The sequence below is a fragment of the Clostridium sp. genome, from assembly GCF_051278035.1.
Classification (GTDB): domain Bacteria; phylum Bacillota; class Clostridia; order Clostridiales; family Clostridiaceae; genus Clostridium_AD.
Map to the genome: position 1 here is coordinate 1 of NZ_JBNMNU010000064.1, position 22,816 is coordinate 22,816.

22 protein-coding genes are annotated in these 22,816 nt (G+C 31.7%); 16 read left to right on the top strand and 6 right to left on the bottom strand.

What is annotated here, in order from left to right; translation table 11 throughout:
* Positions 1 to 40 precede the first annotated feature (40 nt).
* Entirely contained in the window at positions 41 to 1,414 is a 1,374-nt protein-coding gene (locus ACJAX4_RS11085) for a hypothetical protein (RefSeq protein ID WP_435789522.1), read from the bottom strand.
* A 584-nt stretch (positions 1,415 to 1,998) separates the two neighbouring features.
* On the opposite strand from ACJAX4_RS11085, the gene ACJAX4_RS11090 reads away from it, so the two are divergent.
* The 5 genes from ACJAX4_RS11090 to sstT all read left to right on the top strand — a co-directional run bounded on the left by ACJAX4_RS11090 (position 1,999) and on the right by sstT (position 9,742).
* Positions 1,999 to 3,426, top strand: a complete 1,428-nt coding sequence (locus ACJAX4_RS11090; protein WP_435789523.1) for a cation:proton antiporter — start codon at positions 1,999 to 2,001, stop codon at positions 3,424 to 3,426.
* 12 nt (positions 3,427 to 3,438) lie between these two features.
* Entirely contained in the window at positions 3,439 to 5,139 is a 1,701-nt protein-coding gene (locus ACJAX4_RS11095; protein ID WP_435789524.1) for an ABC-ATPase domain-containing protein, read from the top strand.
* A gap of 60 nt (positions 5,140 to 5,199) precedes the next feature.
* Positions 5,200 to 7,032, top strand: a complete 1,833-nt coding sequence (locus tag ACJAX4_RS11100) for a UbiD family decarboxylase (RefSeq protein ID WP_435789525.1) — start codon at positions 5,200 to 5,202, stop codon at positions 7,030 to 7,032.
* 33 nt (positions 7,033 to 7,065) lie between these two features.
* On the top strand, positions 7,066 to 8,001 hold the full coding sequence (locus ACJAX4_RS11105) for a DMT family transporter (RefSeq protein WP_435789526.1): 936 nt from the start codon (positions 7,066 to 7,068) through the stop codon (positions 7,999 to 8,001).
* Between the two features lie 496 nt (positions 8,002 to 8,497).
* Positions 8,498 to 9,742: a serine/threonine transporter SstT gene (gene sstT / locus ACJAX4_RS11110; RefSeq protein ID WP_435789527.1), complete on the top strand. Its 1,245-nt coding sequence runs from the start codon at positions 8,498 to 8,500 to the stop codon at positions 9,740 to 9,742.
* Positions 9,743 to 9,828: 86 nt separating this feature from the next.
* On the opposite strand, the gene ACJAX4_RS11115 is transcribed toward sstT, so the two are convergent.
* Positions 9,829 to 11,622 (bottom strand): hypothetical protein, encoded by a 1,794-nt coding sequence (locus ACJAX4_RS11115; RefSeq protein WP_435789528.1) that lies wholly within the window; start codon positions 11,620 to 11,622, stop codon positions 9,829 to 9,831.
* A 264-nt stretch (positions 11,623 to 11,886) separates the two neighbouring features.
* On the opposite strand from ACJAX4_RS11115, the gene spo0A reads away from it, so the two are divergent.
* The 4 genes from spo0A to ACJAX4_RS11135 all read left to right on the top strand — a co-directional run bounded on the left by spo0A (position 11,887) and on the right by ACJAX4_RS11135 (position 14,345).
* Entirely contained in the window at positions 11,887 to 12,699 is an 813-nt protein-coding gene (spo0A, locus tag ACJAX4_RS11120; protein WP_435789529.1) for a sporulation transcription factor Spo0A, read from the top strand.
* A 124-nt stretch (positions 12,700 to 12,823) separates the two neighbouring features.
* Positions 12,824 to 13,009 carry an alpha/beta-type small acid-soluble spore protein gene (locus tag ACJAX4_RS11125; RefSeq protein WP_435789530.1) on the top strand — a complete coding sequence of 62 codons (186 nt, stop codon included), beginning with the start codon at positions 12,824 to 12,826 and terminating at the stop codon, positions 13,007 to 13,009.
* A gap of 292 nt (positions 13,010 to 13,301) precedes the next feature.
* Entirely contained in the window at positions 13,302 to 13,847 is a 546-nt protein-coding gene (locus ACJAX4_RS11130) for a manganese efflux pump MntP (protein ID WP_435789531.1), read from the top strand.
* Between the two features lie 192 nt (positions 13,848 to 14,039).
* Entirely contained in the window at positions 14,040 to 14,345 is a 306-nt protein-coding gene (locus tag ACJAX4_RS11135) for a hypothetical protein (RefSeq protein ID WP_435789532.1), read from the top strand.
* Positions 14,346 to 14,431: 86 nt separating this feature from the next.
* Here ACJAX4_RS11135 and ACJAX4_RS11140 read toward each other — a convergent pair whose 3' ends face one another.
* Positions 14,432 to 15,802 (bottom strand): ISL3 family transposase, encoded by a 1,371-nt coding sequence (locus ACJAX4_RS11140; RefSeq protein WP_435789543.1) that lies wholly within the window; start codon positions 15,800 to 15,802, stop codon positions 14,432 to 14,434.
* Complete coding sequence (locus ACJAX4_RS11145; RefSeq protein ID WP_435789533.1) at positions 15,771 to 16,211, bottom strand: transposase family protein; 441 nt, start codon at positions 16,209 to 16,211, stop codon at positions 15,771 to 15,773. Before ACJAX4_RS11145 ends, ACJAX4_RS11140 begins: the two co-directional genes overlap by 32 nt.
* A 214-nt stretch (positions 16,212 to 16,425) precedes the next feature.
* Here ACJAX4_RS11145 and ACJAX4_RS11150 point away from each other — a divergent pair, with 214 nt between their 5' ends.
* From ACJAX4_RS11150 to ACJAX4_RS11165, 4 genes are all read left to right on the top strand, one after another.
* Positions 16,426 to 16,800, top strand: coding sequence for a hypothetical protein (locus ACJAX4_RS11150; protein ID WP_435789534.1), 375 nt, complete (start codon positions 16,426 to 16,428; stop codon positions 16,798 to 16,800).
* 194 nt (positions 16,801 to 16,994) lie between these two features.
* Positions 16,995 to 17,771, top strand: coding sequence for an EFR1 family ferrodoxin (locus ACJAX4_RS11155; RefSeq protein ID WP_435789535.1), 777 nt, complete (start codon positions 16,995 to 16,997; stop codon positions 17,769 to 17,771).
* A 14-nt stretch (positions 17,772 to 17,785) separates the two neighbouring features.
* Positions 17,786 to 18,229 (top strand): MarR family winged helix-turn-helix transcriptional regulator, encoded by a 444-nt coding sequence (locus ACJAX4_RS11160; RefSeq protein ID WP_435789536.1) that lies wholly within the window; start codon positions 17,786 to 17,788, stop codon positions 18,227 to 18,229.
* Positions 18,226 to 19,260: a DUF362 domain-containing protein gene (locus ACJAX4_RS11165; protein ID WP_435789537.1), complete on the top strand. Its 1,035-nt coding sequence runs from the start codon at positions 18,226 to 18,228 to the stop codon at positions 19,258 to 19,260. The genes ACJAX4_RS11160 and ACJAX4_RS11165 overlap by 4 nt, the downstream gene beginning before the upstream one ends.
* A 104-nt stretch (positions 19,261 to 19,364) precedes the next feature.
* On the opposite strand, the gene ACJAX4_RS11170 is transcribed toward ACJAX4_RS11165, so the two are convergent.
* Together ACJAX4_RS11170 and ACJAX4_RS11175 are read right to left on the bottom strand one after the other, a co-directional pair.
* Positions 19,365 to 20,675, bottom strand: a complete 1,311-nt coding sequence (locus tag ACJAX4_RS11170; protein ID WP_435789538.1) for a pyridoxal phosphate-dependent aminotransferase — start codon at positions 20,673 to 20,675, stop codon at positions 19,365 to 19,367.
* 98 nt (positions 20,676 to 20,773) lie between these two features.
* Entirely contained in the window at positions 20,774 to 21,253 is a 480-nt protein-coding gene (locus ACJAX4_RS11175; protein ID WP_435789539.1) for a DUF5673 domain-containing protein, read from the bottom strand.
* A gap of 143 nt (positions 21,254 to 21,396) precedes the next feature.
* On the opposite strand from ACJAX4_RS11175, the gene ACJAX4_RS11180 reads away from it, so the two are divergent.
* From ACJAX4_RS11180 to ACJAX4_RS11190, 3 genes are all read left to right on the top strand, one after another.
* Complete coding sequence (locus ACJAX4_RS11180; protein WP_435789540.1) at positions 21,397 to 21,810, top strand: acyl-CoA thioesterase; 414 nt, start codon at positions 21,397 to 21,399, stop codon at positions 21,808 to 21,810.
* Positions 21,811 to 21,891: 81 nt separating this feature from the next.
* Complete coding sequence (locus ACJAX4_RS11185; RefSeq protein ID WP_435789541.1) at positions 21,892 to 22,230, top strand: YtrH family sporulation protein; 339 nt, start codon at positions 21,892 to 21,894, stop codon at positions 22,228 to 22,230.
* A complete protein-coding gene (locus ACJAX4_RS11190; RefSeq protein WP_435789542.1) occupies positions 22,218 to 22,679 on the top strand; it encodes a hypothetical protein in 462 nt (153 codons plus the stop codon). The genes ACJAX4_RS11185 and ACJAX4_RS11190 overlap by 13 nt, the downstream gene beginning before the upstream one ends.
* Positions 22,680 to 22,816: the final 137 nt, after the last annotated feature.

Consider the following 22,816-nt stretch of genomic DNA (forward strand, 5'->3'; position numbering starts at 1 on the left):
TTCTGTAGCTATATATTTTAGTGTATAGTATTTGACTTATCTATGCTTCAATATTTTCATTATCAAAAAGCATTACATCTAATTTTGGTTTATTTCCTAATTGAACAATTAAGCAAAGTACAATACCTGCTGCAAGTCCCCAAGCTGCACCTCTTGTAGCAACTACTGCAGCCATTATACCTGCGATACCTAAATCATTAACTGTACGTGCCTTCATAACTCCTACTCTTATAGAAACATATCCTTGAATTAGCATAGTAGATGCTAGCGCAATTCCTAATATAGGTTTACATAAAGAAACTATTGGTAGAAGTAGATATCCAGTAAGGGTACCAAATCTGAATGAACCCGCTCCACCAAATATTGACTCCATAGATTCTTTTCCATGCTTATATCGCTCACAAATAACAACTTGCATTGCAGCCCATAGTGGACCTGCCATTGTGATATCTGGTCCTATAATAGACATTACCATATTACGAAGACCAAATATCATGTGAGATCTATTCGGATTATAATCTACAAGTTCATCTGGGCGATCCTTTTTACAGTCTTCTATTAGTGCCTGAGATTGTATCATATCACCAAATAACACTATATACGCACTTATAACCATTGGTATCGCACTTATAAACATTTTAACTGGTGGAAATCCTATATCTTTAGAAAAAAGTGTCCAATGTGACCATAAAGCTCCAAAAGCTGGTTTTGTTATACCCCATTCAACAGTAGGCCAAGCTGTTTCGCCTACTAAAGGTGCAAATATTATTGCAAGGGCTATAACAGGTAGAATACCTAAATTAGATATAGTTCTTAAAAATTTATTTTTGTTACAAATACTCTTAAAATGATTTGAAAATAAAAGGTAAAATCCGAGTCCTACGCATACAACAATAGAAATAGGGAATTTATCAAAACGAGCACCTTTTACAAATATTATATTTACAGCTGCAATACCAGCTCCAATAATAATGCCGGACTGCATTGCATTAGGAACGATGTGAACTATCTTCTTACCAAGTCCTGTAATACCTAAGAAAAAAGCAAGAGCTCCTAAACTCAATTCAAACGCTATTAATGCTTGCATTCTTTCTGGTCCTATTGGATAACCACTTACGTAAAGAATTAGAAGTGGAATTGCCGGTGTAACCCAACCTGGCACAACTGGGTCTCCTAAAAATACATGGGCACAATAAAGTATACCATTTAACAAAACAATTGCCATTGCTACTTCGAATGGCATACCTAAAAACTCTTGAAGTATTGGAATAGCTCCAAGACAAACCGCGCACATTAATAAGCCTTGAATATAATCTGGCCATTGAAATTTATAATGTACAAATGGGATACGTATCTTAAAAGGACCAGCGGGTATAAACGGTTGTTCTTTTCCATATTCTCTTTTAATAGACATAATCAGACCCCCTATTTTATAATTAGAAAAAAATTAATTACAACAGTTTCGCAACGTATATTTTATGATATGACTATTGTTATATCATTTTAATCTCTATTCCCTTAATAATAAGATTCTGTATAAATAATATTTTTACTATATCTATGATTATTATGTCATCATCATCCACTTGTATATTATCTGACAAAAATATTTTGAATTCATCATAGTAGTAAATTGAATATCCTTTAAGATTATGGTCTTCAAATCCCATTCGCACGGAAGGGGTGTAGTACTTTTTAGTACTGCCGCATCCTCAGCCGGCACCTGTTTCATTTTTAATTGTATAAATGATAACTGAAATTGCATCGTTCTTTTTTAAATACTTTAATGCTTTTTCACTAATTTTTAGATTCACACAACCACCCCTCTATAACGCTATAACTAATTCACCCCTTTGTATTAAAATATTGCTAATTTGATTTTATAATAGTAGAATTATTTGAATAAGTAGAGATGATGAAGTAGTATTATAAAGTATATGGGAATTTGTTGGTTTTTATGAAAAATATGCTGGATTTATAAAGAGGAGGTATTAGGATATGGATAATATAAATTATGATTCACTATTAATAATTTCTATTTTTGCGTTTATTACACCATTAATTATTAATTCTATCAAAAGGTTCAAAATCCCCTTTGTTGTAGGGGAAATCTTGGTTGGAATGATAATTGGAAAAAGTTTCTTAAACTTAGTGCATGATGATATTTGGATAAGTTTTATATCTCATCTTGGACTTGCATATTTGATGTTTTTAAGTGGTTTAGAGTTAGATTTTGATAGAATAAATGTGAAATCTGAAAAGAAAAAAGTTGTTCGCAGGATTATAATGTGTACTTTCATGTTTGGGATATCACTTTTAGTGTCATATATAGCTTCATCACTTATGTATAAATTCGGTATTATTAAAAATGTACCTTTTATAACTATTTTACTTACAGCGTCAGCACCAGGGCTTCTTGTACCATTTCTAAAAGAAAGGGGAATATTAAACTCGAATTATGGTCAAACCATACTCATATTTTCATTAATGAGTGAATTTATATGTCTAATTTCATTAAGTATAATTTCGTCTACTATGGTTAATGGATTAAGTTATAAAAGTTTCTTATTTCTTACTTTATTTTTGGCATCTCTTTTAATTTATAAAATTATAAAACGATTTTCACATATATTAGATTTATCAGCAAGTGCTTTCAGCAGACTACATATTGGTGTTCGTGCAGCGTTTGCATTAATGTTGGTACTTGTTACTATTTCGCAGAAAATTGATACAGAGGTAGTGTTAGGTTCATTTTTAGCAGGAATTATCTTTACTTTCATATTAGATAAAGAAAAGGAAGAATTAAAATATGAACTAGATATTATAGGTTACGGATTTCTAATTCCAATATTTTTTATAATGGTTGGAGTTAACATTGACCTTTCAAGTGTTTTTGAAGAGCCTAGATCGCTTTTGTATATTCCGGTATTTTTATTTGTGATTTTTATCGTTAAATTAATACCCTGTCTGTTTATGACTTTTATGTTTGGATATAATAAAGCTATCGCTAGTGGAGTTATATTATCATCACAGCTAAGTGTATTAATAGTTGGTGCACAAATGGCATTTAATTTAGGAGTAATGAAGTCATCAAATTATTCAGCATTTGTATTGATTGTTTTAATATCATGTATATTATTTCCTATTTGCTTTGACAAAATATTTAGATATGATAATATAGACAAAATACATAATAAAATAGAGAGTAAAATATCTATTATGGAGATTGTACCTTTGAATCCTATGATTTATAATAAAAGTTTAAAGGAATTAAAATTTCCTTCTAATTTTAGGATATTTGAAATAATTAGGGATGGAGATGAATTTCTTCCTAATGGAGATACAATAATATTAAAGGGAGATAGGCTAATAATAGCTGGATTAACTTCCAGTATAGAAGGAACACTCATAATATTAAATGGATAATAGGAGGGCAATATGAAAAATTCAGAGGCATTAAAAAAAGAATTAGATAGAATTGATGGGAAAAGCTATAGGCTTTATAAGGATTTAGCAGGGGAATATGATTTTGGAAATTATATACTTAGTATAGATCATGTTCAAGGTGATCCCTATGCATCACCGTCAAGAATTAGAGTAATAGTGAACCAAACCATTGCTAAATTTCCAAAAGAACTTTATGATAACAAAAATAAAAATATTGCAGTAGCTGATTACATAACAAGAGAGTTTTATTCTAATATAAATAGGTGTAGCACAAAAGTTTTTGGATCTGGAAAGAGTGGACTCCTTGCTATAAGTAGATGCCCACAAGAAATATTAAATAGAACCTCAATAATTATAGATGAGGATAAAATAGAGGCAAGATTTTATGTTGGTTTTCCTGCAAGCGGAAGAAGTGTTCTTTCAAGAGAACTCGAGAAAATTTTATATAATGTTATACCAAACATTGTAGAGAATACTTTAATATATAAAAATATTAATGATGAAAAGTTATTAAATAGAGTAAAACTAGTTGAAGATCAAGAATACATAAGATCTGAGCTTAATAATAGAGGACTAGTTGCATTTGTAGCTAATGGAGCGATGTTACCTAGAGAAAGCGGGATATCTACAAAGGCATTAAAAGGTGGTAAAGTATTTGTTTCACCAAAGGAATTAGAAGTAGAATTTAATACAAAGACTAAGGGTACAATTTGCGGAATGGGTATTTCAAAGGGTATAACTCTTATAGTAGGTGGCGGATTCCATGGTAAATCTACATTACTGAAAGCTTTAGAGCTTGGAGTCTATAATCATATTGAAGGTGATGGTAGAGAGTTTGTTATAACGGATGAATCGGCCTTAAAAATAAGAGCAGAAGATAATAGGTGTGTAACTAAAACGGATATATCACTATTTATAAATAATTTACCTAATGGTCGTGACACTGTAGAATTCTATACAGATAATGCCAGTGGTAGTACATCACAGGCGGCAAATATTATAGAGGGAATAGGAAGTAGCGCTAAGACGCTTTTAATAGATGAAGATACTTCGGCAACTAATTTTATGATGAGAGATGACTTAATGCAAAAATTAGTTTCTACAGAAAAGGAACCAATTACACCGTTTATTGAAATAGTTAGACCATTATATAAGCAAAATGGTATTTCAACAATAATAGTAGTAGGAAGTTCAGGAGACTTTTTTGATATAGCGGATTCTGTAATACAAATGGATAATTATGAAGCTGTGGATGTGACAATAGAGGCTAAAAGGCTAAGCCGCGGTCATATTATAAAAAGAATTAGTGATAGAAATTTAAAAATAGATATTACATTTAATAGAACAGTTAAAGCTGGAAGTATTAAGTCAGGAGAAAAAGGCGTTAAAGTAAAAGCAATGGGACTAGATACACTTAGCATAAATAGAGAGGATATAAACCTTAGGGGTGTGGAACAAATAGTTGATACCGAGCAAGTAAATGCCATAGGTTCTATTATGAAATGGGCGGAAGCGAGTATTATGAATAGGGGCTTAAGCTTTGAAAATATGGTGGATAATATAATTTGTGAAATTGAGAAAAATGGGCTTATATCCATGGAACGAGTAAAAGGTGGAAGCGGGAGTTTAGCACTGCCTAGGAAACAAGAAATAATGGCAGCATATAATAGATACAGAAATCTAAAAATGTAAACACACCAATTAGGACAATATGCATGATTAAACTTTACTAAAGAAATGAGGATTGAAAGAATGTATCATAGTTTAGAAGAATGTATTCTTGATTTAGAAAAGGATGGTCAATTAGTTAGGGTACATGAAGAAGTGGATCCGAACCTTGAGATGGCAGCCATACATATGAGAGTTAACGCAGCTGGGGGACCCGCGCTTTTATTTGAAAATGTTAAGGGGTCTAAATTTTCAGCTGTATCAAATTTATTCGGTACCCTAGAGAGAAGTAAGTTTATCTTTAGGAATACGTTAGAGTCAACTAAGGAAGTGATTGCAGTACGCAATAATCCAATGAGTATAATTAAAAATCCATTTAAGCACATAAGTACAGGATGGGCAGCTTCAAAGGCACTCCCTTTGAAAAAAGCCAGTAATAAATTAGCTGGATTCCAGGAAATAAAAATTTTTGACATTCCACTTATTCACCATTGGCCAAAAGATGGAGGGGCATTTGTTACTTTGCCTCAAGTCTATACAGAAGATCCAGAAAAACCTGGTATTATGAATAGTAATTTAGGAATGTATCGTGTTCAGCTTAGTGGTAACGATTATAAAATGAACAAAGAGGTAGGACTCCACTATCAAATTCACCGCGGAATAGGAATTCATCAAGAGAAAGCGAATAAGCTTGGTGTTCCTCTTAAAGTGAGCATTTTTATTGGAGGTCCTCCTGCTCATACGCTAGCTGCCATTATGCCATTGCCAGAGGGACTAAGTGAAATGACCTTTGCAGGACTTCTTTCAGGGCGTAATTTTCGTTACTCTTATGTTGATGGTTATTGTATTAGTCTTGATGCTGATTTTGTTATTACGGGTGAAATTCACCCAGGTGAAACGAAACCTGAGGGACCTTTTGGTGACCACATTGGGTATTATAGCCTTATTCATGATTTTCCATTAATGAGGGTGCATAAAGTATACGCAAAATCTAATGCTATTTGGCCATTTACAGTTGTTGGTCGTCCTCCTCAAGAGGATACATCTTTCGGTGATCTTATCCATGAGTTAACAGGTAATGCGATAAAATATGAAATTCCTGGTTTGAAAGAAGTTCATGCAATAGACGCAGCGGGAGTTCATCCATTGCTGTTTGCTATAGGAAGTGAACGATATACACCTTACCAAAAGGTAAAACAACCAGCAGAACTTCTTACCATTGCCAATCGAATTTTAGGAACAGGACATCTTAGTTTGGCTAAATATTTATTTATTACCGCTGAAGACGGTGAGCCGTTAGATACCCATAAAGAGGTAGAATTTTTAACTTATATACTTGAACGATTAGATCTTCATCGTGACCTTCATTTTCAAACAAATACTACAATCGATACTCTTGATTATTCGGGAACGGGTCTAAATTCAGGTAGCAAAGTGATAATTGCTGCGTGCGGAGAACGGAAAAGAAAATTGTGTAGTGACGTGCCAGAACAGTTAAGGGATTTGCAAAACTTTAAAAATCCAAGGTTAGTAATGCCAGGCATTGTCGCCATGGAAGGACCAGTATTTTTAAGCTATAAAGATGCACAAAAGCAATTAGACGAGTTATGCTCAAAAGTGCAGGCGAAAGGTGCCATGAAAGCGTGCCCGATGATTATACTATGTGACGACAGTGCATTTATGAGCGCCACCATACAAAATTTCATATGGGCCACATTTACAAGAAGTAACCCTTCGCATGATATTTATGGAGTTAATAGCTATTATGAAAACAAGCACTGGGCCTGTGATAATATGATTATTGATGCCCGCACTAAACCACACCATGCGCCGCCATTAATTTCTGATCCATCAGTAGAAAAGAATATCCAGCGTTTTTTTGTAAAAGGTGCGAGCTTAAGCGAAGTAATTAAATAATACATTAAAGTTATATATACTGGGGGAAATTCTATGAATAACAAAACAAACATTCTACCAATTTTATCTGGAATACTTACATCAGCAATATTTGGTTTAAGTTTTTTATTTTCTAAAAAGGCATTGAACATTGTAGATCCTTTTACTTTACTGTCTTTTCGTTTTCTTGTTGCCTTCATAATTATGTCTATGCTTAAATTACTTAGAATCATAAAAATAAACTACAAAGGCAAAAGTATAAAAAATCTAATTGCTATTGGCTTAACGCAGCCAATAACTTACTTTGTTTTTGAAAGCTATGGGATTCAACTTTCCTCATCCTCTCAAGCTGGTCTAATGATTGCACTTATTCCTATATTTGTAACCATTCTATCTGCTTACGCATTAAAGGAAATTCCCTCAAAATTGCAGTGTGGTTTTATATTGATTTCTGTAAGTGGAGTAATGTTTATTGTGATTATGGCTGGGTCAAGCTCTTCAGGAGGAAGTTTATTAGGTATATTTCTATTACTTGGTGCAGTGCTTTCTGCAGCATTGTTTAATATTTTGTCAAGGAAGTACTCTGAAAAATTCAGTCCTGTGGAACTAACTTATGCAATGATGGCAATGGGCGCAGTATTTTTCAATCTTGTTTCAATTTACAATCATATTACAGCTAACACATTAGCCCAGTACTTTTCACCTTTGAAGAATAAGAACTTTCTATTGCCCATTGCATACTTAGGAATACTGTCTTCTGTAATTGCATTTCTTTTGATGAACTTTACTTTGTCTAAATTAGAGGCCTCTAAATCGGCTATTTTTGCTAATTTAGCTACCATTGTTTCAATAATTGCTGGAGTTGTATTGCTCCATGAAAGTTTTAAATTATACCATGTTATTGGATCTATACTAATATTAATAGGTGTCTTCGGTACAAATTACTTTACAAGAAGAGGTGTTACCCCAATAGATTGTATAAATGAATAATATATATTTAATATTAATTAATGTTAAATACTTGAATAATTACATTGATAATATGATGTGCATTTAAATAAGGTTACTCAAAAGGATAAGGCATGGAAAATATAGTGAAGTACATTAAGACTATAAGTTATACAGAAAGTTGTGTACGAATATAAAGACAAAAGCTTATTAGCGAAGGGGTGAGAACATATAACGGTATAGATTATGAGGAAGAACCTATTATGAGAAAATAACTTAGCTGAATTCCGATTACAGAATAATCAAATTAGTGATTACACTCTAGTTGTTACTCATCATAAGACTGATTATATAGGTAATTTACTGTTAAGAATTACACTTAGTCTTTACTTTACATGAGTTATAATTCGTGATAAAATCTTTTTTGTAGCGAATTTTCGTGCAATTATACATAGTAAGAAACAAACAAACGGCTAGTAATATAGCTAAAAATGTTAGGGATTGTTTCGTATTTTCTTAACTATAGGAGGAATGAATTATGAAAAAACTAATGAGTAAATGGAATCAAATCAGTTTAGTAAAACAAATAATTATAGGGTTGGTTGTAGGTATTATCTTGGCCTTAACAATTCCACAACAAGCAAAACCAATTATCATTTTTGGATCTCTTTTTGTAGGTGCTTTGAAAGCGATTGCACCAATATTGGTATTTTTCTTGGTTATGTCTGCTGTCTCTCAACACAAGAGTGGACATAAAACTAATATAAAATCGGTTATAGGACTTTATCTTTTAGGAACATTCTTGGCTGGATTTGTGGCGGTTATGGCAAGTTTTATGTTCCCTGTAACATTAACACTTACAGAAGGTGTTAAGAACATTACACCTCCTGGTGGGGTTGTAGAGGTTCTTAAAGCATTACTGCTTAATGTAGTTGATAACCCAATAAAAGCACTTTTTAATGCCAATTATATCGGTATATTGGCTTGGGGGTTAGTTCTTGGTTTGGCACTTAAAAATGCGACTGATACTACAAAGACAATGATTAATGATATTTCAGATGCAGTAACCCAAATGGTAAGATGGGTTATAAACTTTGCACCACTTGGAATCATGGGTCTCGTATTTGATGCTATTGCTACAAATGGAGTATCAGCATTACTAGGATATGGACAATTACTTGCAGTGCTTATTGGTTGTATGGCCTTTGTGGCTCTTGTTGTAAACCCAGCCATTGTGTACGCAAATATTCGTAAAAATCCGTACCCACTAGTACTTAAGTGTTTAAGAGAAAGCGGCATTACTGCCTTCTTTACACGTAGCTCAGCAGCAAACATTCCTGTAAATATGAGTTTGTGTGACGAACTAGGTTTAGATAAGGATACATATTCGATGTCTATTCCATTAGGAGCTACTATAAATATGGCGGGTGCAGCTGTTACCATTACTGTTTTGACTCTTGCAGCAGTAAACACACTTGGAATTGAAGTGGACATAGCTACTGCATTACTTCTTAGCATAGTGGCAGCTGTAAGTGCTTGTGGAACTTCAGGCGTAGCTGGTGGTTCGATATTGCTAGTACCTCTAGCGGCTAGCTTATTTGGAATACCAAATGGTATTGCTATGCAAGTAGTTGGTGTAGGGTTTATCGTAGGAGTCTTACAAGATTCTTGCGAAACGGCTCTTAACTCTTCAACAGATGCACTATTCACAGCAACAGCTGAATTTGCTAAGAGGCGTAAAGAAGGAAAAGAAATAGATATCAATATCAATAAGGTGGCATAAATAGGACAGGTTTAATAGCCTTATTTAACACTATAAGAAAACACCAAGATCATATGATCTTGGTGTTTTTTTTGTGTGACGAACTTCTAGGTTAATACGAGGGTTTGGACACCATTAGAATTTATTTGTGATTTATATTTCTTGTTATTTGTTGAAGTAATTATGTTCATATATTCGTTTCCTACTTTTAAGCACGTAGCATCAGCTCTAACTACATTTGTAAGCGCAGTAGAAAGTTTACAGGGGAACTTTATCTCACAATTAATCATCAGCAATTGCCCTATCGAGTTAAGGTTTATTCCATTTGGAGAAGAACTGTTAACATAATTATCCAAATGCAGATTTTCTACATTCTCAAACGTCTCTTGTCCATTTGTCCTGTCTAGTTTATTATATCTAAATCCTTTAATAACAACAGAATCACAATTACCAAAGTATATATTATCATATTTTCTACATATACTTATATTTTCTAGGTATACATTCTTAATCTTTTGGTATGTAGAATTAATTGCAGATTGAGTAATAATTCCTCCATCAGTTTCACTATCGCTATTCTTTATTTCTAAATAATCCAAAATATCGGTACAATTAAAAGAGTAGTTTTTTACTCTATTAAAAGATATCCTATCAATTTCAGCTATCTTGCTACCTGAACTTTGCGTATTTATCTTAATTAACATTGAAAAGTTTTCACAATCCTCAAGAACAATATTACCCACATATTTGCGAGAAGGGCATACCACCTGATGAAAATCTAAAAGCACTATCGATAGGTTGGAGAAATTACACTTTGAAAATTTATAATTTGCCCTTCTAGGATTTTCAGCGCAAGCCATCAAAACGCCAACGGTTCCAACTTCGGCTGGTAGAAATTCGCAATTTATGCAATTTATATTATTAGCAAGACAAGCGCCAAACATTTTTACATTTACAAATATAGCATCATGCAAATTTTCATGTGCTCCAACTCCATAGTTTGTAATCTCTGATTTGAAAACACAATCTTCGAAATGTAACCCATAATTAACTTCTTGACCACCCCATGTTAATCCATGCTGTCCGCTATTAGTTAGTATATTATTTCCTCTTATATTACTACAACTATAAATACATATTCCATAACCGTCCCAAGGGTCAGTTCTAATATTTTTAGCATTTCCAGTACTAATAAAATCTAATTTAGAATTTACGCATCTTTTTAAGGTTATATTGGCATGAAATCCATTTGTATTTATATTTTCTAACCATATATTAGTGCCATACTCTATAGATAACCCAGCTAAGGATAAGCTCAAATCTTTTTTGCCATCTAGTAATTTAATATTCTTTATCTTTACCATTACTGATTCGTATATACTCACGATAATAGAACTCGCTGACATATCAAAAGGAAATATAATGTTAAAATAAACTATATTACCGACTATTTTTGTAATAGTAGCATTACCACCCTTAAAATAATACAATCTTGATGTGTCGTACAATTCGGATGATACAACACTAATTAAATCTCCAACTTTAATACCAATAGTTGAATTTAGTGTTAATGTATTTTTATTCATTATTTCAGTGTAATTTTCAACTACTGAAAATGTATTCTTAAGAGTCCCACTAAATTTTATACCATTAGTACAATAACTTAATATTGTACTATTTTGGAAATCTATATTACATGATCTATTTGTAATGACATCACTATCTAATCTTACAATGCTATTCATTGGAAATCTAACAGTTGAGCCCTCTGAAATATTTAGAAACATATTATCTAATGATATAGAATCATTAAAAATCCCATCGCCTACAAAACCATATAGCCTAGGGTTTATAATATTTTCATTTAAACTTAAATCAATATCCACTATACTCTTTTCCATTTTTTTAAAAGTTCCTCCTCTCAATATTGCGACCGCAAATGCTAATTTATTCTCTTATTACTATGTTTTTAAATTGATTAATATACTATTACAAACTAAGTAAGGTGCCTGACCCCTGGGAATAATTGGACTGGTTTCAAACTAAAAACTAGACAATTAATGAGAATTATAGTTTAATATAATTTTAATAGAAGGATTTAACAATGTTTTGTAGAATTTATAAATGTTAGTATGTAAAACTAAAGGATAAAGGAGATTATAAATATGCAAGAGTCCAAAATAAACATAATCATTGCTGATGACAACAAAGAATTTTGCGATATTCTTAACGATTATCTATCAAAACAAGAGGATATTGTTGTTACTGGCATCGCTCAAGATGGTGTAGAGGCATTAAGACTTATTAAAGAAAAACAACCTGATTTAGTAGTACTTGATATAATTATGCCTCTACTTGATGGGTTAGGTGTTCTAGAAAAGTTAGATGCAATGGATTGTCCAATGCCCAATATAATAGTTTTATCAGCAGTTGGTCAAGATAAAATAACACAAAGAGCGATGTCGCTAGGAGCAGATTATTATATTGTAAAACCTTTTGATATGAAAGTGTTGATTAAAAGAATAAGACAGATGTCAAATAAAACTATAGATAGTGACGACGTAAAAACAATACCAAATGTTAATAACACAGAAATTAAAATAAATGGAAATCAAGTAGTTGATGTTGATATGATAGATCAAATAACTAATATTATGCATAAAATTGGAATACCTGCTCATATAAAAGGTTATATGTTTGCAAGGGAAGCAATAAACATGGTTGTGAGTGATGTTGAACTTTTATCAGCAGTAACAAAAGAATTGTATCCATCAATAGGTGAAAAATTTAATACTACAGCTAGTAGAGTAGAAAGAGCAATAAGACATTCTATAGAGGTTGCATGGGGTAGGGGACAAATAGAAACTATTAATAAAATTTTTGGATATTCTATTCGTAATGGAAAAGGCAGTCCTACTAATTCAGAATTTATTGCGATGGTGGCTGACAAGTTACGATTAGATAATAGGGTTAGCTAATTGTACTGATTATTTTTATTTTATTTTGTTAAATCAACCATAAGTTACTATGAATATTTTTTATAATAATGCGCAAAATAACAATGCAAATGAAAATCATTATTAAAAAGAGGAGGTAATTTATATGTCAAAGAAAACATTAGTACCACAAGCAAGAGAGGGTTTAAACAAATTTAAAATGGAAGCTGCTAAAGAAGTAGGAGTTAATCTTTCAGAAGGATACAATGGAGATTTAACTTCAAGAGAGAATGGATCTGTAGGCGGACAAATGGTTAAAAGAATGGTTGAGTCTTACGAAAAGAACTTATAATTAAATTAGAACCAGTAAAAGGGTATCTATAGGGAAAACACATTTTTAAAGTGTTTCCGTATAGGTACCCTTTTTAAATGTCCTAAAAAGCAAAGAACTAACAAAACGTTACGAATTATACAAAAATAAAGTAACAAAAATAATCCTATAATATTATTTATAGGATTTTTTCTAGTATAACCAAAATGTAATCACTTTACGTAATATGGCGCATATAATATAACACAATTTAAAAAAACATAGTTTGGCATCCTAAACAATTACTTAATTTGTTTTAAGGGGGGTGAAAACTATGCAAATTTTATATTTATTTACCATAGCATTTCTTAATAGCATAGATAATATAGGTGTAGGAGTAATATATAGTGTGGGTGGTATAAAAGTTAAGTTGCTTAAGAATTTAATACTGGCTTTACTTGCTTTTGCAGTTTCTTTTGTAGCTTCTTTATCTGGTCAATTTATATCTCATTTTCTAAGCGTCGAGATATGTTCAATTATAAGTATGCTACTCTTGGTATTCATGGGTGTAAAGATGATATACTCAAGTGTTTATAAAAATAATACTGATTTCCATAGGTATAAGGAACTAGAATATAAGGAAGCATTTACAGTAGGGGCTGCCTTGGCATTTGATGATATAGGTAGTTCAATTAGTGCTGCATTAATAGGATATAGTCCATTTATGATATCCTTCCCGTTTTTTATAATTAGCCTAGGTATATTCTTTCTTGGTAATTATGCACTAAAGTATACTACCAAATTTAATTTAGGAAATAAGCCAACTATTGTAGCTGGGGGGCTTATGATTCTTCTAGGTATAAGTCAGTTTTTCGGTTAGTATTAATAAAAATCTAGCATTATAAATATGCTGGATTTTTCTTTGAACTATTTCACCTATTCTAATACTAATAGCTAATATTCAAATAATATAAGCGCACTTAGTAGCATTTCTACATATTATATTATGTAATAATGATTGGAAAATTTAAATGATAATAAATAAAAAAGTAAATATATAGGGGATGGTTATATGTCAGCACCAGTAATTAAAACACCATGTGATCCAGTATGTAGAGATCAAGCAATAACAGATATAATTGAATCAATAGCATTAGAGGAGACAGGACTCGCTCATATAATAAATGCAGAGGACGAAAAAATACAAAAGGGAAAAGACCTCGCTAGAAATGTTGAAGAGTTAGTTACTTTAAATGCTTCAGTAAAAGACACATTAGTAACTATTATTAAACTTCAGATGTTATTACAATTTAAATTAGAAGAAATAGCTAAGTTCATCCCTAAAAAAAGACATGACGATAAGCCTTGCTGTTATTAGAAAACAAATGTAGATAGTGGAGAAATTAAAATAGGAAAGTTTAACTTATGGTGTTTCTGGTATACTAAAATCGGTTCTTTCCAATGTTAGTTGATTTTACGGTTTTTTTCAAGCCATAATATCTTTTTATACAACATATCAAAGCTATTACGACCATACATAATTCTTTTTATGACCTTTAATTTGTTCACACTACCTTCTGCTAATCCGTTATTATAATCATATATAATAGCATTTTTAACTGCTGTAATATCTCTCGTTATTCCGTTTATAAATGAATCAATATATTTATTTTTTAAAGCAGATGCCTGTTGCATCCATTTATCAATTTTAGTTATTGCTTTGCTTTTTAAAATCACTCTAAATTCACTTACTAAGTCAATTATCTCTTTATACCTTGGATATTTTTCATTTACTTTATTTAAATCTTCTACAGATAATACTTTTACATTAATTATGGGCTTGTACAATAGTTTTAGTAATTTACTTCGTTCAAGCAACTCTGTTGTGCAAGGTGAAGTTTTATTGTCTATATAAAATTCATGGTTTGCTTTTTTTAAGCGAGCTATATAATGACGAATAGTGGTGTCAGAACCGTTATAGCCCTTTAGACGAATTGAATTTTCTATTTCAGATGACGTATATCCTTGATTTCTTAATTTATTAATCTCTTCAAAAAAAGGATCTAAGATGCTTTTTCTTTTAACATTATAATTGCCATTAATAGCAGATACATTATCATCTAAGTACTTAGAAACTGTCTGTGCTGCCATGCCCAGGTTTCTCGCAATTGCTCTTATTGAATTTTTATTGTTGTGCATATCTCTTACAGTAGCTATTAATTCAAGTTTCTTTTCAACCTTCTCTTCATGTGATATTTGCAAGGAAGTTTTTAGATAAGCTGAACGTTCATATTTATTCATATCATTTAATTTATTAAATACTCTGATATCCATATTTAATTGCCTGCAAATTTGACTTTTCGCAAGACCATCATCCAATAATTGAATAGCTTTATTCATTTTCGCTTCTAGTGTTAATTTCTTATTTTGAATGGGTAATTCAGTGGTTGCATTAAATACTTCCATTTTGTTTTCCACATCAATTATTACTTTTGTTTTAAAATATTTCATCAAATAATCTTTACAATGAGATGTTAAATTCTTCAAAATATGAAATCGATCACTCACTTGAATTGTGTTGGGGTGTGATAGAGTAATTGCCTTCTTATATGTAATAGAACCGTCTCTAGAAACAACCTGAAGATTAGGATATGATTTTAACCACGGTACTACTTCATCACAATTTCTAGAAGGAATTAGATCTATTACTCGATGAGTTTCAATATCTATCATAATAGTTCCATATGATTCTCTCTTTTTTATAGCAAAATCATCAATGCATACCTTTGTAATATTTTCCTTATTAATGATTGGTATCTCTTTTTTTAAAAAGATTGCAAATCGTACTTTTACCTACGTCTGCAACACTATTTCTTAAAATATTTGTAGCTGTTAATGAACTAACATTCATAGATATATTTATAATTTCATTCTCTAATCTTTTTGTTTTCGTTGCCTTAAACTTAAGGAAATCAAAGCTTTCAGCGAAAGTAGTGTGATTGCAATCAGGGTTGCAACAAAACATTTTTCTGTTACTTAAAATAACTCTAACTTTTTTTCCTTGAATAGGCAAATCCTGAAAACTTCTTTTATAATGGGAATGTGTTTTTGAAGAGAGCTTCCCACAAGAAGGACATCTAACTTCTTCACGGTTAGATAGTACATTTATGTAAATAGTATTACCTATAATTGTATGACTTACATAGTCTAAATTTTTATCCAATAATTTTATAATTTCATCCATAAAACAGCCTCATTTCTAGTATTCTGACTATTCTATTATACTACAATTTACACAGTCTTTCAACTAACATTGGAAAGAACCGTTTTTAGCTTGCCAAAAACACTTATGGGAATCAAGTTTAAATATATTTAAGATTAGACTTGGTTCCACATCAATAGTTTACAATATAATTAATGCTTGCATGATATATATTGACCTATAATGGGGGAATATAATGAATATTATTAAAAGTAGAAATCAATATTATTATCTAGCCTCTCCGAGTGTTAGGATCTCTGATGAAGATTGTAGTAGATGTCATATTTCAAATAAGTGTGGTAGACCTCGCTTTCAATCACACTATAAAGCTTGCCATATTAAGAAATCACAAAAGGTAACAAATATGATTAAAGCAATAGCATTAGTAGAGACAGGGCTCGCTCGTATAATATATGAAGAAGGTGAAAATTTACAAAAGAGAATAGCTCTTGCTACAAATATTAAGGAGTTAATTAGTTTAGATTATTCAGTGAAAGAAACCTTAACAAATATTATTAAAATTCAAATGTCATTACAATTAAAATTAGATAAACTAACTAACAATACATAGAATATATTGTTAGTTAGTATTATCATAATTATTTATCTAAGAGAATCATCAAGAAGAATGATGGTTCTTTTTTGTACGTTAAATAAGATTGTCATCTTGACATTAAGAATGATTTACAATATTATTATACAATATGGAATAGTTCCAAATGGAATGATTCTACATGGAAATAATAATTATAGGGGTGTTTTTAAATGAAATCAACAATTTACTATTTTAGTGGCACAGGCAATTCTTTAAAGATAGTTAAGGATATTGCGGCGCAGTCAAAAGACACAGAAATAATACAAATTTGTAAAGGCAATATGAATAATAATAAGGCAACATCAAATAAAATCGGCATTGTTTTTCCAGTATATGTTTCTGGGATGCCTCTTATAGTTAGAGACTTTATTGAAAAATTAGAAATACCTAAAGAGGCATATGTATATACAGTTGTAACCTTTGGGATGTCAGCAGGTGTATCTATAAGTCAATTAGAAAAGCAGTTAACACGTAAAGGTATTAAGCTGTCAGCAGCATTTAAAATGAAGATGCCGGGAAATTATCAAGTAATGTATCCACCATTTTCAGAGGAAAAGCAAAAGAAGGACTTTGCTAATGAAGAAATAAAAATCACTGAAATTGTTAAAAGTATAAATAATAATGAAATAATTAAATTTACAGGTTTTAGCGAGACAATAGCGAGGACTGTTGGTGGTATGATGTATAGTAGTTTTAAACCATATGAAAAAGATAAAAATTACTGGTCAGATGAAAAATGCAATGGTTGTGGCATATGCGCAAAGGTATGTCCTGCAAATAATATAAAAATGAATAATGGAAAACCACAATGGGAGCATAAATGTGAGCAATGCGTTGCTTGTTTGCAATGGTGTCCACAAAAATCAATTCAATACAAAAAAGTAACAGTAAAGAGGGGTCGTTACCATCATCCAGATGTAATGGCTAAGGAATTATTTCATAAGTAAAGGGAAGGTACATTATGTGTTATTCAGGCAGTTCTGCTAAAAAAATAATTTGTTTATTCAAATCTATCCAGGTGTGTTTGAAGTCTATTTCTAAGGAATTCGAACTTACTGTACCAGAAATGATGATTATGTTTGAGTTATATGAAAATAAAACTTTGTCACTTAATGAACTTAGTGAAAATGTAGAGTTTCCTAAAAGTTCGGTTTCAAGGATTGTAGACCAACTTGTAAACAGAGGATATGTTTCCCGTGAAATACCATCGGAAAATAGAAGAATGGTTAAACTATCCATATCTACTAAATCCTTGGAATGTATTGATATAGGATGCATTAATGATAGACTTAATGATTTAATTGTTGGAGGAGTCGAAGAAGAAAAGGCAGAGAGAATGATTTCTGCTTTGGATGAAATTAATTTAATGTTAAAGGCAAAGAATGAGGGGAGTTCATCACTATGAGGAAGGTATATTTTAAAGCTATTAATTCATACAATAAAACCGAAGAGGTGAGTAGCGCTGCTAGTGAACTTTTAAAAGAGGTGGTAAAAGAAGAAAACGTTAGTCTTGAAAAGTTTATACCACTAAAAGTTCATTTTGGTGAAAAGGGAAATAACACCTTTATAGGAGCTGAAAATTTCTCCGGAATTATAAATTACTTGAAAGAAAGCAATATAGAAAGTGCATTTATAGAGACCAATGTTCTATATAGAGGGGAAAGAACTACAAAGGAAAAGCACTTAAAGCTAGCTAAGGAACATGGGTTTACACAAATGCCTGTAATAATAGCAGATGGAGAACATGGTGAAGCTTTTGAAGAAATTGAAATAAATAAAAAGAATTTTGAAAAGTGTAAAATAGCAAAAGAAATTGCTAATAAAAAACAGTTAATTGTTATAAGTCATTTTAAAGGGCATATTCTTGCGGGGTTTGGTGGTGCTATAAAACAACTTGCAATGGGTTGTGCATCAAGAGGTGGAAAGCTTGCCCAGCACGCAAATTCAATACCAAGGATAAGCTATTTAAAGTGCAAATCTTGTAATGCTTGTGTAAAAAGGTGTCCTGAGAATGCAATAACTTTGGGTAAAAAGGCTAAAATTGATAAAGATAAATGTGTTGGTTGTGCTTCATGTATGGCGGTATGTCCATATGGAGCTATATCAAATAGCTGGATTGGATCTATTTCAAAGTCATTTAAAGAAAGACTTGCAGAATACGCTTATGCAGCTGCAAAGGACAAAAATCATATTTATATAACTTTTGCTTTTAATATAACTAGAAATTGTGATTGTGAAGGCCATAATATGAAACCAATAGTGGATGATGTTGGGGTTTTTGCATCCATGGACCCAGTAGCTATCGATAAGGCTTGTTTGGACATAATTGATAAGAATAATGGTAAAATTGTGTTTAAAAGGGGAAGATATACTCTTGATTACGCAGAAAAAATAGGATTAGGTAGTAAACAATATGAACTTGTAGAGATAAAATAGTAGATTTGTTTAATCCCAAGGTATATTCTAAATCTTCCATTGATGTATTTTATGACAAAAAAATAGTAGGTGCTAATTGAATTAGCACCTACTATAATACGTATTTAGCGTGTTGCTTCATATTTCCTTAGAAGCTTAACGAATAACTCAGGAACCTTTTCCATGTTTTCAGGAGTTTCCACAAATGCGATACGCATCTGAGTGCTTCCTGGATTAACCTCACCCGGTTTAAGGTCATAGAAACCCTTAAGTGGTGCAACCAGTAGGGTTGTCTCTACTCCATTATAGTCCACGGAGCCTTCCTGGGCACAATACATAACAAAGGCGATTGAATCAAATCCTGGTTTTACAACATTTCTAACGTCAACTACTGAATATATAGCTGCATCGGGGCTAGAAACAATCAGACCAGGTTCCATTTCTCTCATACCGTTGTAGTATTTAAACATGATATTTTTATAATACTCACGAAGACCCTCGCACCATCCATTAATTTGTTCCTTGCTTTCATGAGCCAGTGCTCCGAAGATATACTGTCCTGCTACATTGGCGCAAAGGTTAGCAGTATATTCAGCTACTGACTGTGTATGGAACTCTTCATTATCAGTGATTAAAGCGCCTATTCTTAAACCGCAAGCACTCCATACCTTTGATGCGGTCTCGATAGCTATTCTTCTGCCTTCTATGCCAGGTACATCCGCATCAGTAATTCCCCAGATGCTTACCATTTCACTATCAACATAATACAGTCCACGATAAGCTTCATCGCTGATCATCCACATATTATATTTTACGCATATTTTAGCAAGTTTTTTAAGTGTTTCATAATCGTAGAGCTGTCCAGTGGGATTGTCATAAGGGATTACAAGAAGTGCTCCAGGATTATTTTTTTTAATGGTTTCTTCAATTTTATCCATCTCTGGAAGGCTGAACTTGCCATCATCGCCTAAATGACGTTTTACAGTAACAGTTTTACGTCCGATTCTTTCTGCAAAGGAAATGTAATTTGTATAGGCTGGATCAATCATCATAAGAGGTCTATCACCAGTGCCTGCATCTCCGCAAACGCCGAGTAATAACAGTTCCATACCAGCTGATCCGCCATCAGTTACCTGAACAAATAATTTACTTGTATCAAATCCTTGGCATGCAAGTATATTTTTAAATGCATCCTGAGTCTCGGCTACACCGACAGTGCCTGAATATCTTATAACACCATTTGCAAATGGGCTTTCAGGTGCATCCATTGCAAACATCCTTTTCTGCATGGCAGGATTCGTTGGAAGTGAAACGTTTCCAATTGCTACATTAACTAATGCGGGTTTAACTTTACGCTCGGCAAATCTCATCTGCCCAAGTCTAACATCTGATGGCATCCTTTTCTTTAAATGTTCTGATAGGACTGGTTTGTTCATAAAAAATACCCCCTAATAATATAATTGTAATTCATGAAATTTTTACCTTCTTAAAAGATTATATCAGAATAATCAATTTATTGCTATGATGATTTACGCTATTTTAATGATATGATAGATTTTTGTACTGTTTCATTTACTTTTGATTTTAATTCTTCTTTTATGATAAATTCAAAACTGTAATCAGTCTTAAAAAATGTATTGACTTCAAAGTGAATAGTAGTTGGTAATATCCAACTATAACGTTGAACTTTAGACCACTTATAAAAGTGTCCAGAGCCATATATCCCATTTTCTCTTATTTCTGAACGATGTAAATACCTTATTACATTAAAAATTGAAATTTCAATCCATAATATAGTCAATAAAATAAAGAAAATATCACCGCTTTGCGTATAGTTTAAATACCCTAATATACACCAGCCGATACTTATCGCAGCCCAAAATACAACCAAAAATATAACCTGAAATTTATTTTTATTTGCGTTTATAATAATTTTCCCATGATGGCTTACTATATATAGTTTTTTTAATATTAATAAGAAAATAATAATATCAAAAATAATAGTTATTTCCATTCATATCCCCTCCAAAAAATCTATTTCTTGATCAACAATCCCACTTAAATTGTAACATGTTTTCTATAATTTTGAAATACAACTTATTACGATATATGCTATGATATATTTATTGAAAGAATTTTTAGGAAGAAGGCTTAAATATGTATGTAAGTGAAAATACAATAGTTGTTCGGTATGCGGAAACAGATAAGATGAGTATAGTTTACCACGCTAACTATCTAGTGTACTTTGAAGTGGGCAGAACAGAATTTATAAAGAAAATTGGGATGAGCTATTCGGATATGGAGAAAATCGGAATAATGATACCAGTGATTGAAAGTAATTGTAAATATATTCAAGGGGCAAGATATGACGATAAATTAATAATTAAAACATGGATAGAAGAACTAACTCCAGTAAAGGTAATCTTCAACTATTCGGTTATTAGAGAAAATGATGGTATAGAAATCGCTAAAGGGAGTACAAAACATGCATTTGTTAATAACGACTTTAAAATAGTTAATTTGAAGAAAAAGCACCCAGATATATTAGAAAAATTACGACTATTGGTATAAATTAAAAAGGCTATAAAACATATTTTAGTTATAAAAAGCATAGTTTATATAGAAATCACTTTAAAGAGAAAAGGAAAAACTATGGGTAATTTTATTTCTAATATGTCATATAGCTTTCTTATTGCGTTTGGAGTAATGTTTGGTTCTTGTACCTTTGCTGGAATAGGTGCCATAATAAACAATCATCCACCCTTAAAGACCATGTTAGATTTAGGTAGTTCCATTAAGATATGGGCCGTGGCTATTGCCTTAGGGGGGACATTTTCTTCTTTTCAGGTTATAGAAGAGGGGCTTTTTAAGGGAGAAATACGATTAATGATAAAGCAAATTGCATATATTTTAGCAGCGTTATTAGGAGCAAATGTAGGGTATTACACGTTGAAGCTCCTTGAAAGATGTGGCGATTTATGGACAAAGTAAAAAAAGAAGGATATTTTCTATTTTTCGCTACAGGATTTATAATAGGTGGTATTATAGGGATTATAGCCCTCAGCTGCTTAATAAGTTATAGAATAGATGAATACCATCAAAACATTAGTGTTTTGGAAGCTTTAATTGAAGATAAAGATACTCGTCTTGAAAAACTGGAGGAAACTATTAATAATAAAAGATTAATTGTGAAAAAAATAGAGGTTACTCTAGAAAATGAAAAAGATGAATTAACAAGGATTGTATTACAAAAGCATGTAAAAGAAAAAATTGATAAGTTTGTTGGCAAGGAAGTAGACAAGATAGATGCTGATATGATGTGGGAGGTTTTAGATAAGAGAATAATGAAAATAAAAGATAAAGAATATAGACTAAAGGTGAGAAAACTTGTTATTTCAGAAACAGTCCATATTTGGATAGAAATTTGGACTGATAGTTAAATGGGGCATACCATTGAATTAGTTATTGAAAGAACATGGCACGCTAACACGCGGGAATGTTTATGTAAATAAATCAGTATAAAAAATAAAGAGAATTAATTTTCAAGGGGGAAGTAAAATTAGTGCAGGATTTCAAG

Bases quoted from the DNA above. Each gene is read 5' to 3' on its own strand.
- ACJAX4_RS11170 (WP_435789538.1), bottom strand. From the start codon at position 20,675: ATGAACAAACCAGTCCTATCAGAACATTTAAAGAAAAGGATGCCATCA.
- ACJAX4_RS11175 (WP_435789539.1), bottom strand. From the start codon at position 21,253: ATGGAAATAACTATTATTTTTGATATTATTATTTTCTTATTAATATTA.
- ACJAX4_RS11100 (WP_435789525.1), top strand. From the start codon at position 5,200: ATGTATCATAGTTTAGAAGAATGTATTCTTGATTTAGAAAAGGATGGT.
- ACJAX4_RS11115 (WP_435789528.1), bottom strand. From the start codon at position 11,622: ATGGAAAAGAGTATAGTGGATATTGATTTAAGTTTAAATGAAAATATT.
- ACJAX4_RS11160 (WP_435789536.1), top strand. From the start codon at position 17,786: ATGTGTTATTCAGGCAGTTCTGCTAAAAAAATAATTTGTTTATTCAAA.
- ACJAX4_RS11090 (WP_435789523.1), top strand. From the start codon at position 1,999: ATGGATAATATAAATTATGATTCACTATTAATAATTTCTATTTTTGCG.
- ACJAX4_RS11085 (WP_435789522.1), bottom strand. From the start codon at position 1,414: ATGTCTATTAAAAGAGAATATGGAAAAGAACAACCGTTTATACCCGCT.
- ACJAX4_RS11165 (WP_435789537.1), top strand. From the start codon at position 18,226: ATGAGGAAGGTATATTTTAAAGCTATTAATTCATACAATAAAACCGAA.
- ACJAX4_RS11150 (WP_435789534.1), top strand. From the start codon at position 16,426: ATGAATATTATTAAAAGTAGAAATCAATATTATTATCTAGCCTCTCCG.
- ACJAX4_RS11135 (WP_435789532.1), top strand. From the start codon at position 14,040: ATGTCAGCACCAGTAATTAAAACACCATGTGATCCAGTATGTAGAGAT.
- sstT (WP_435789527.1), top strand. From the start codon at position 8,498: ATGAAAAAACTAATGAGTAAATGGAATCAAATCAGTTTAGTAAAACAA.
- ACJAX4_RS11185 (WP_435789541.1), top strand. From the start codon at position 21,892: ATGGGTAATTTTATTTCTAATATGTCATATAGCTTTCTTATTGCGTTT.
- ACJAX4_RS11105 (WP_435789526.1), top strand. From the start codon at position 7,066: ATGAATAACAAAACAAACATTCTACCAATTTTATCTGGAATACTTACA.
- ACJAX4_RS11190 (WP_435789542.1), top strand. From the start codon at position 22,218: ATGGACAAAGTAAAAAAAGAAGGATATTTTCTATTTTTCGCTACAGGA.
- ACJAX4_RS11095 (WP_435789524.1), top strand. From the start codon at position 3,439: ATGAAAAATTCAGAGGCATTAAAAAAAGAATTAGATAGAATTGATGGG.
- ACJAX4_RS11125 (WP_435789530.1), top strand. From the start codon at position 12,824: ATGTCAAAGAAAACATTAGTACCACAAGCAAGAGAGGGTTTAAACAAA.
- ACJAX4_RS11130 (WP_435789531.1), top strand. From the start codon at position 13,302: ATGCAAATTTTATATTTATTTACCATAGCATTTCTTAATAGCATAGAT.
- spo0A (WP_435789529.1), top strand. From the start codon at position 11,887: ATGCAAGAGTCCAAAATAAACATAATCATTGCTGATGACAACAAAGAA.
- ACJAX4_RS11145 (WP_435789533.1), bottom strand. From the start codon at position 16,211: ATGGATGAAATTATAAAATTATTGGATAAAAATTTAGACTATGTAAGT.
- ACJAX4_RS11155 (WP_435789535.1), top strand. From the start codon at position 16,995: ATGAAATCAACAATTTACTATTTTAGTGGCACAGGCAATTCTTTAAAG.
- ACJAX4_RS11180 (WP_435789540.1), top strand. From the start codon at position 21,397: ATGTATGTAAGTGAAAATACAATAGTTGTTCGGTATGCGGAAACAGAT.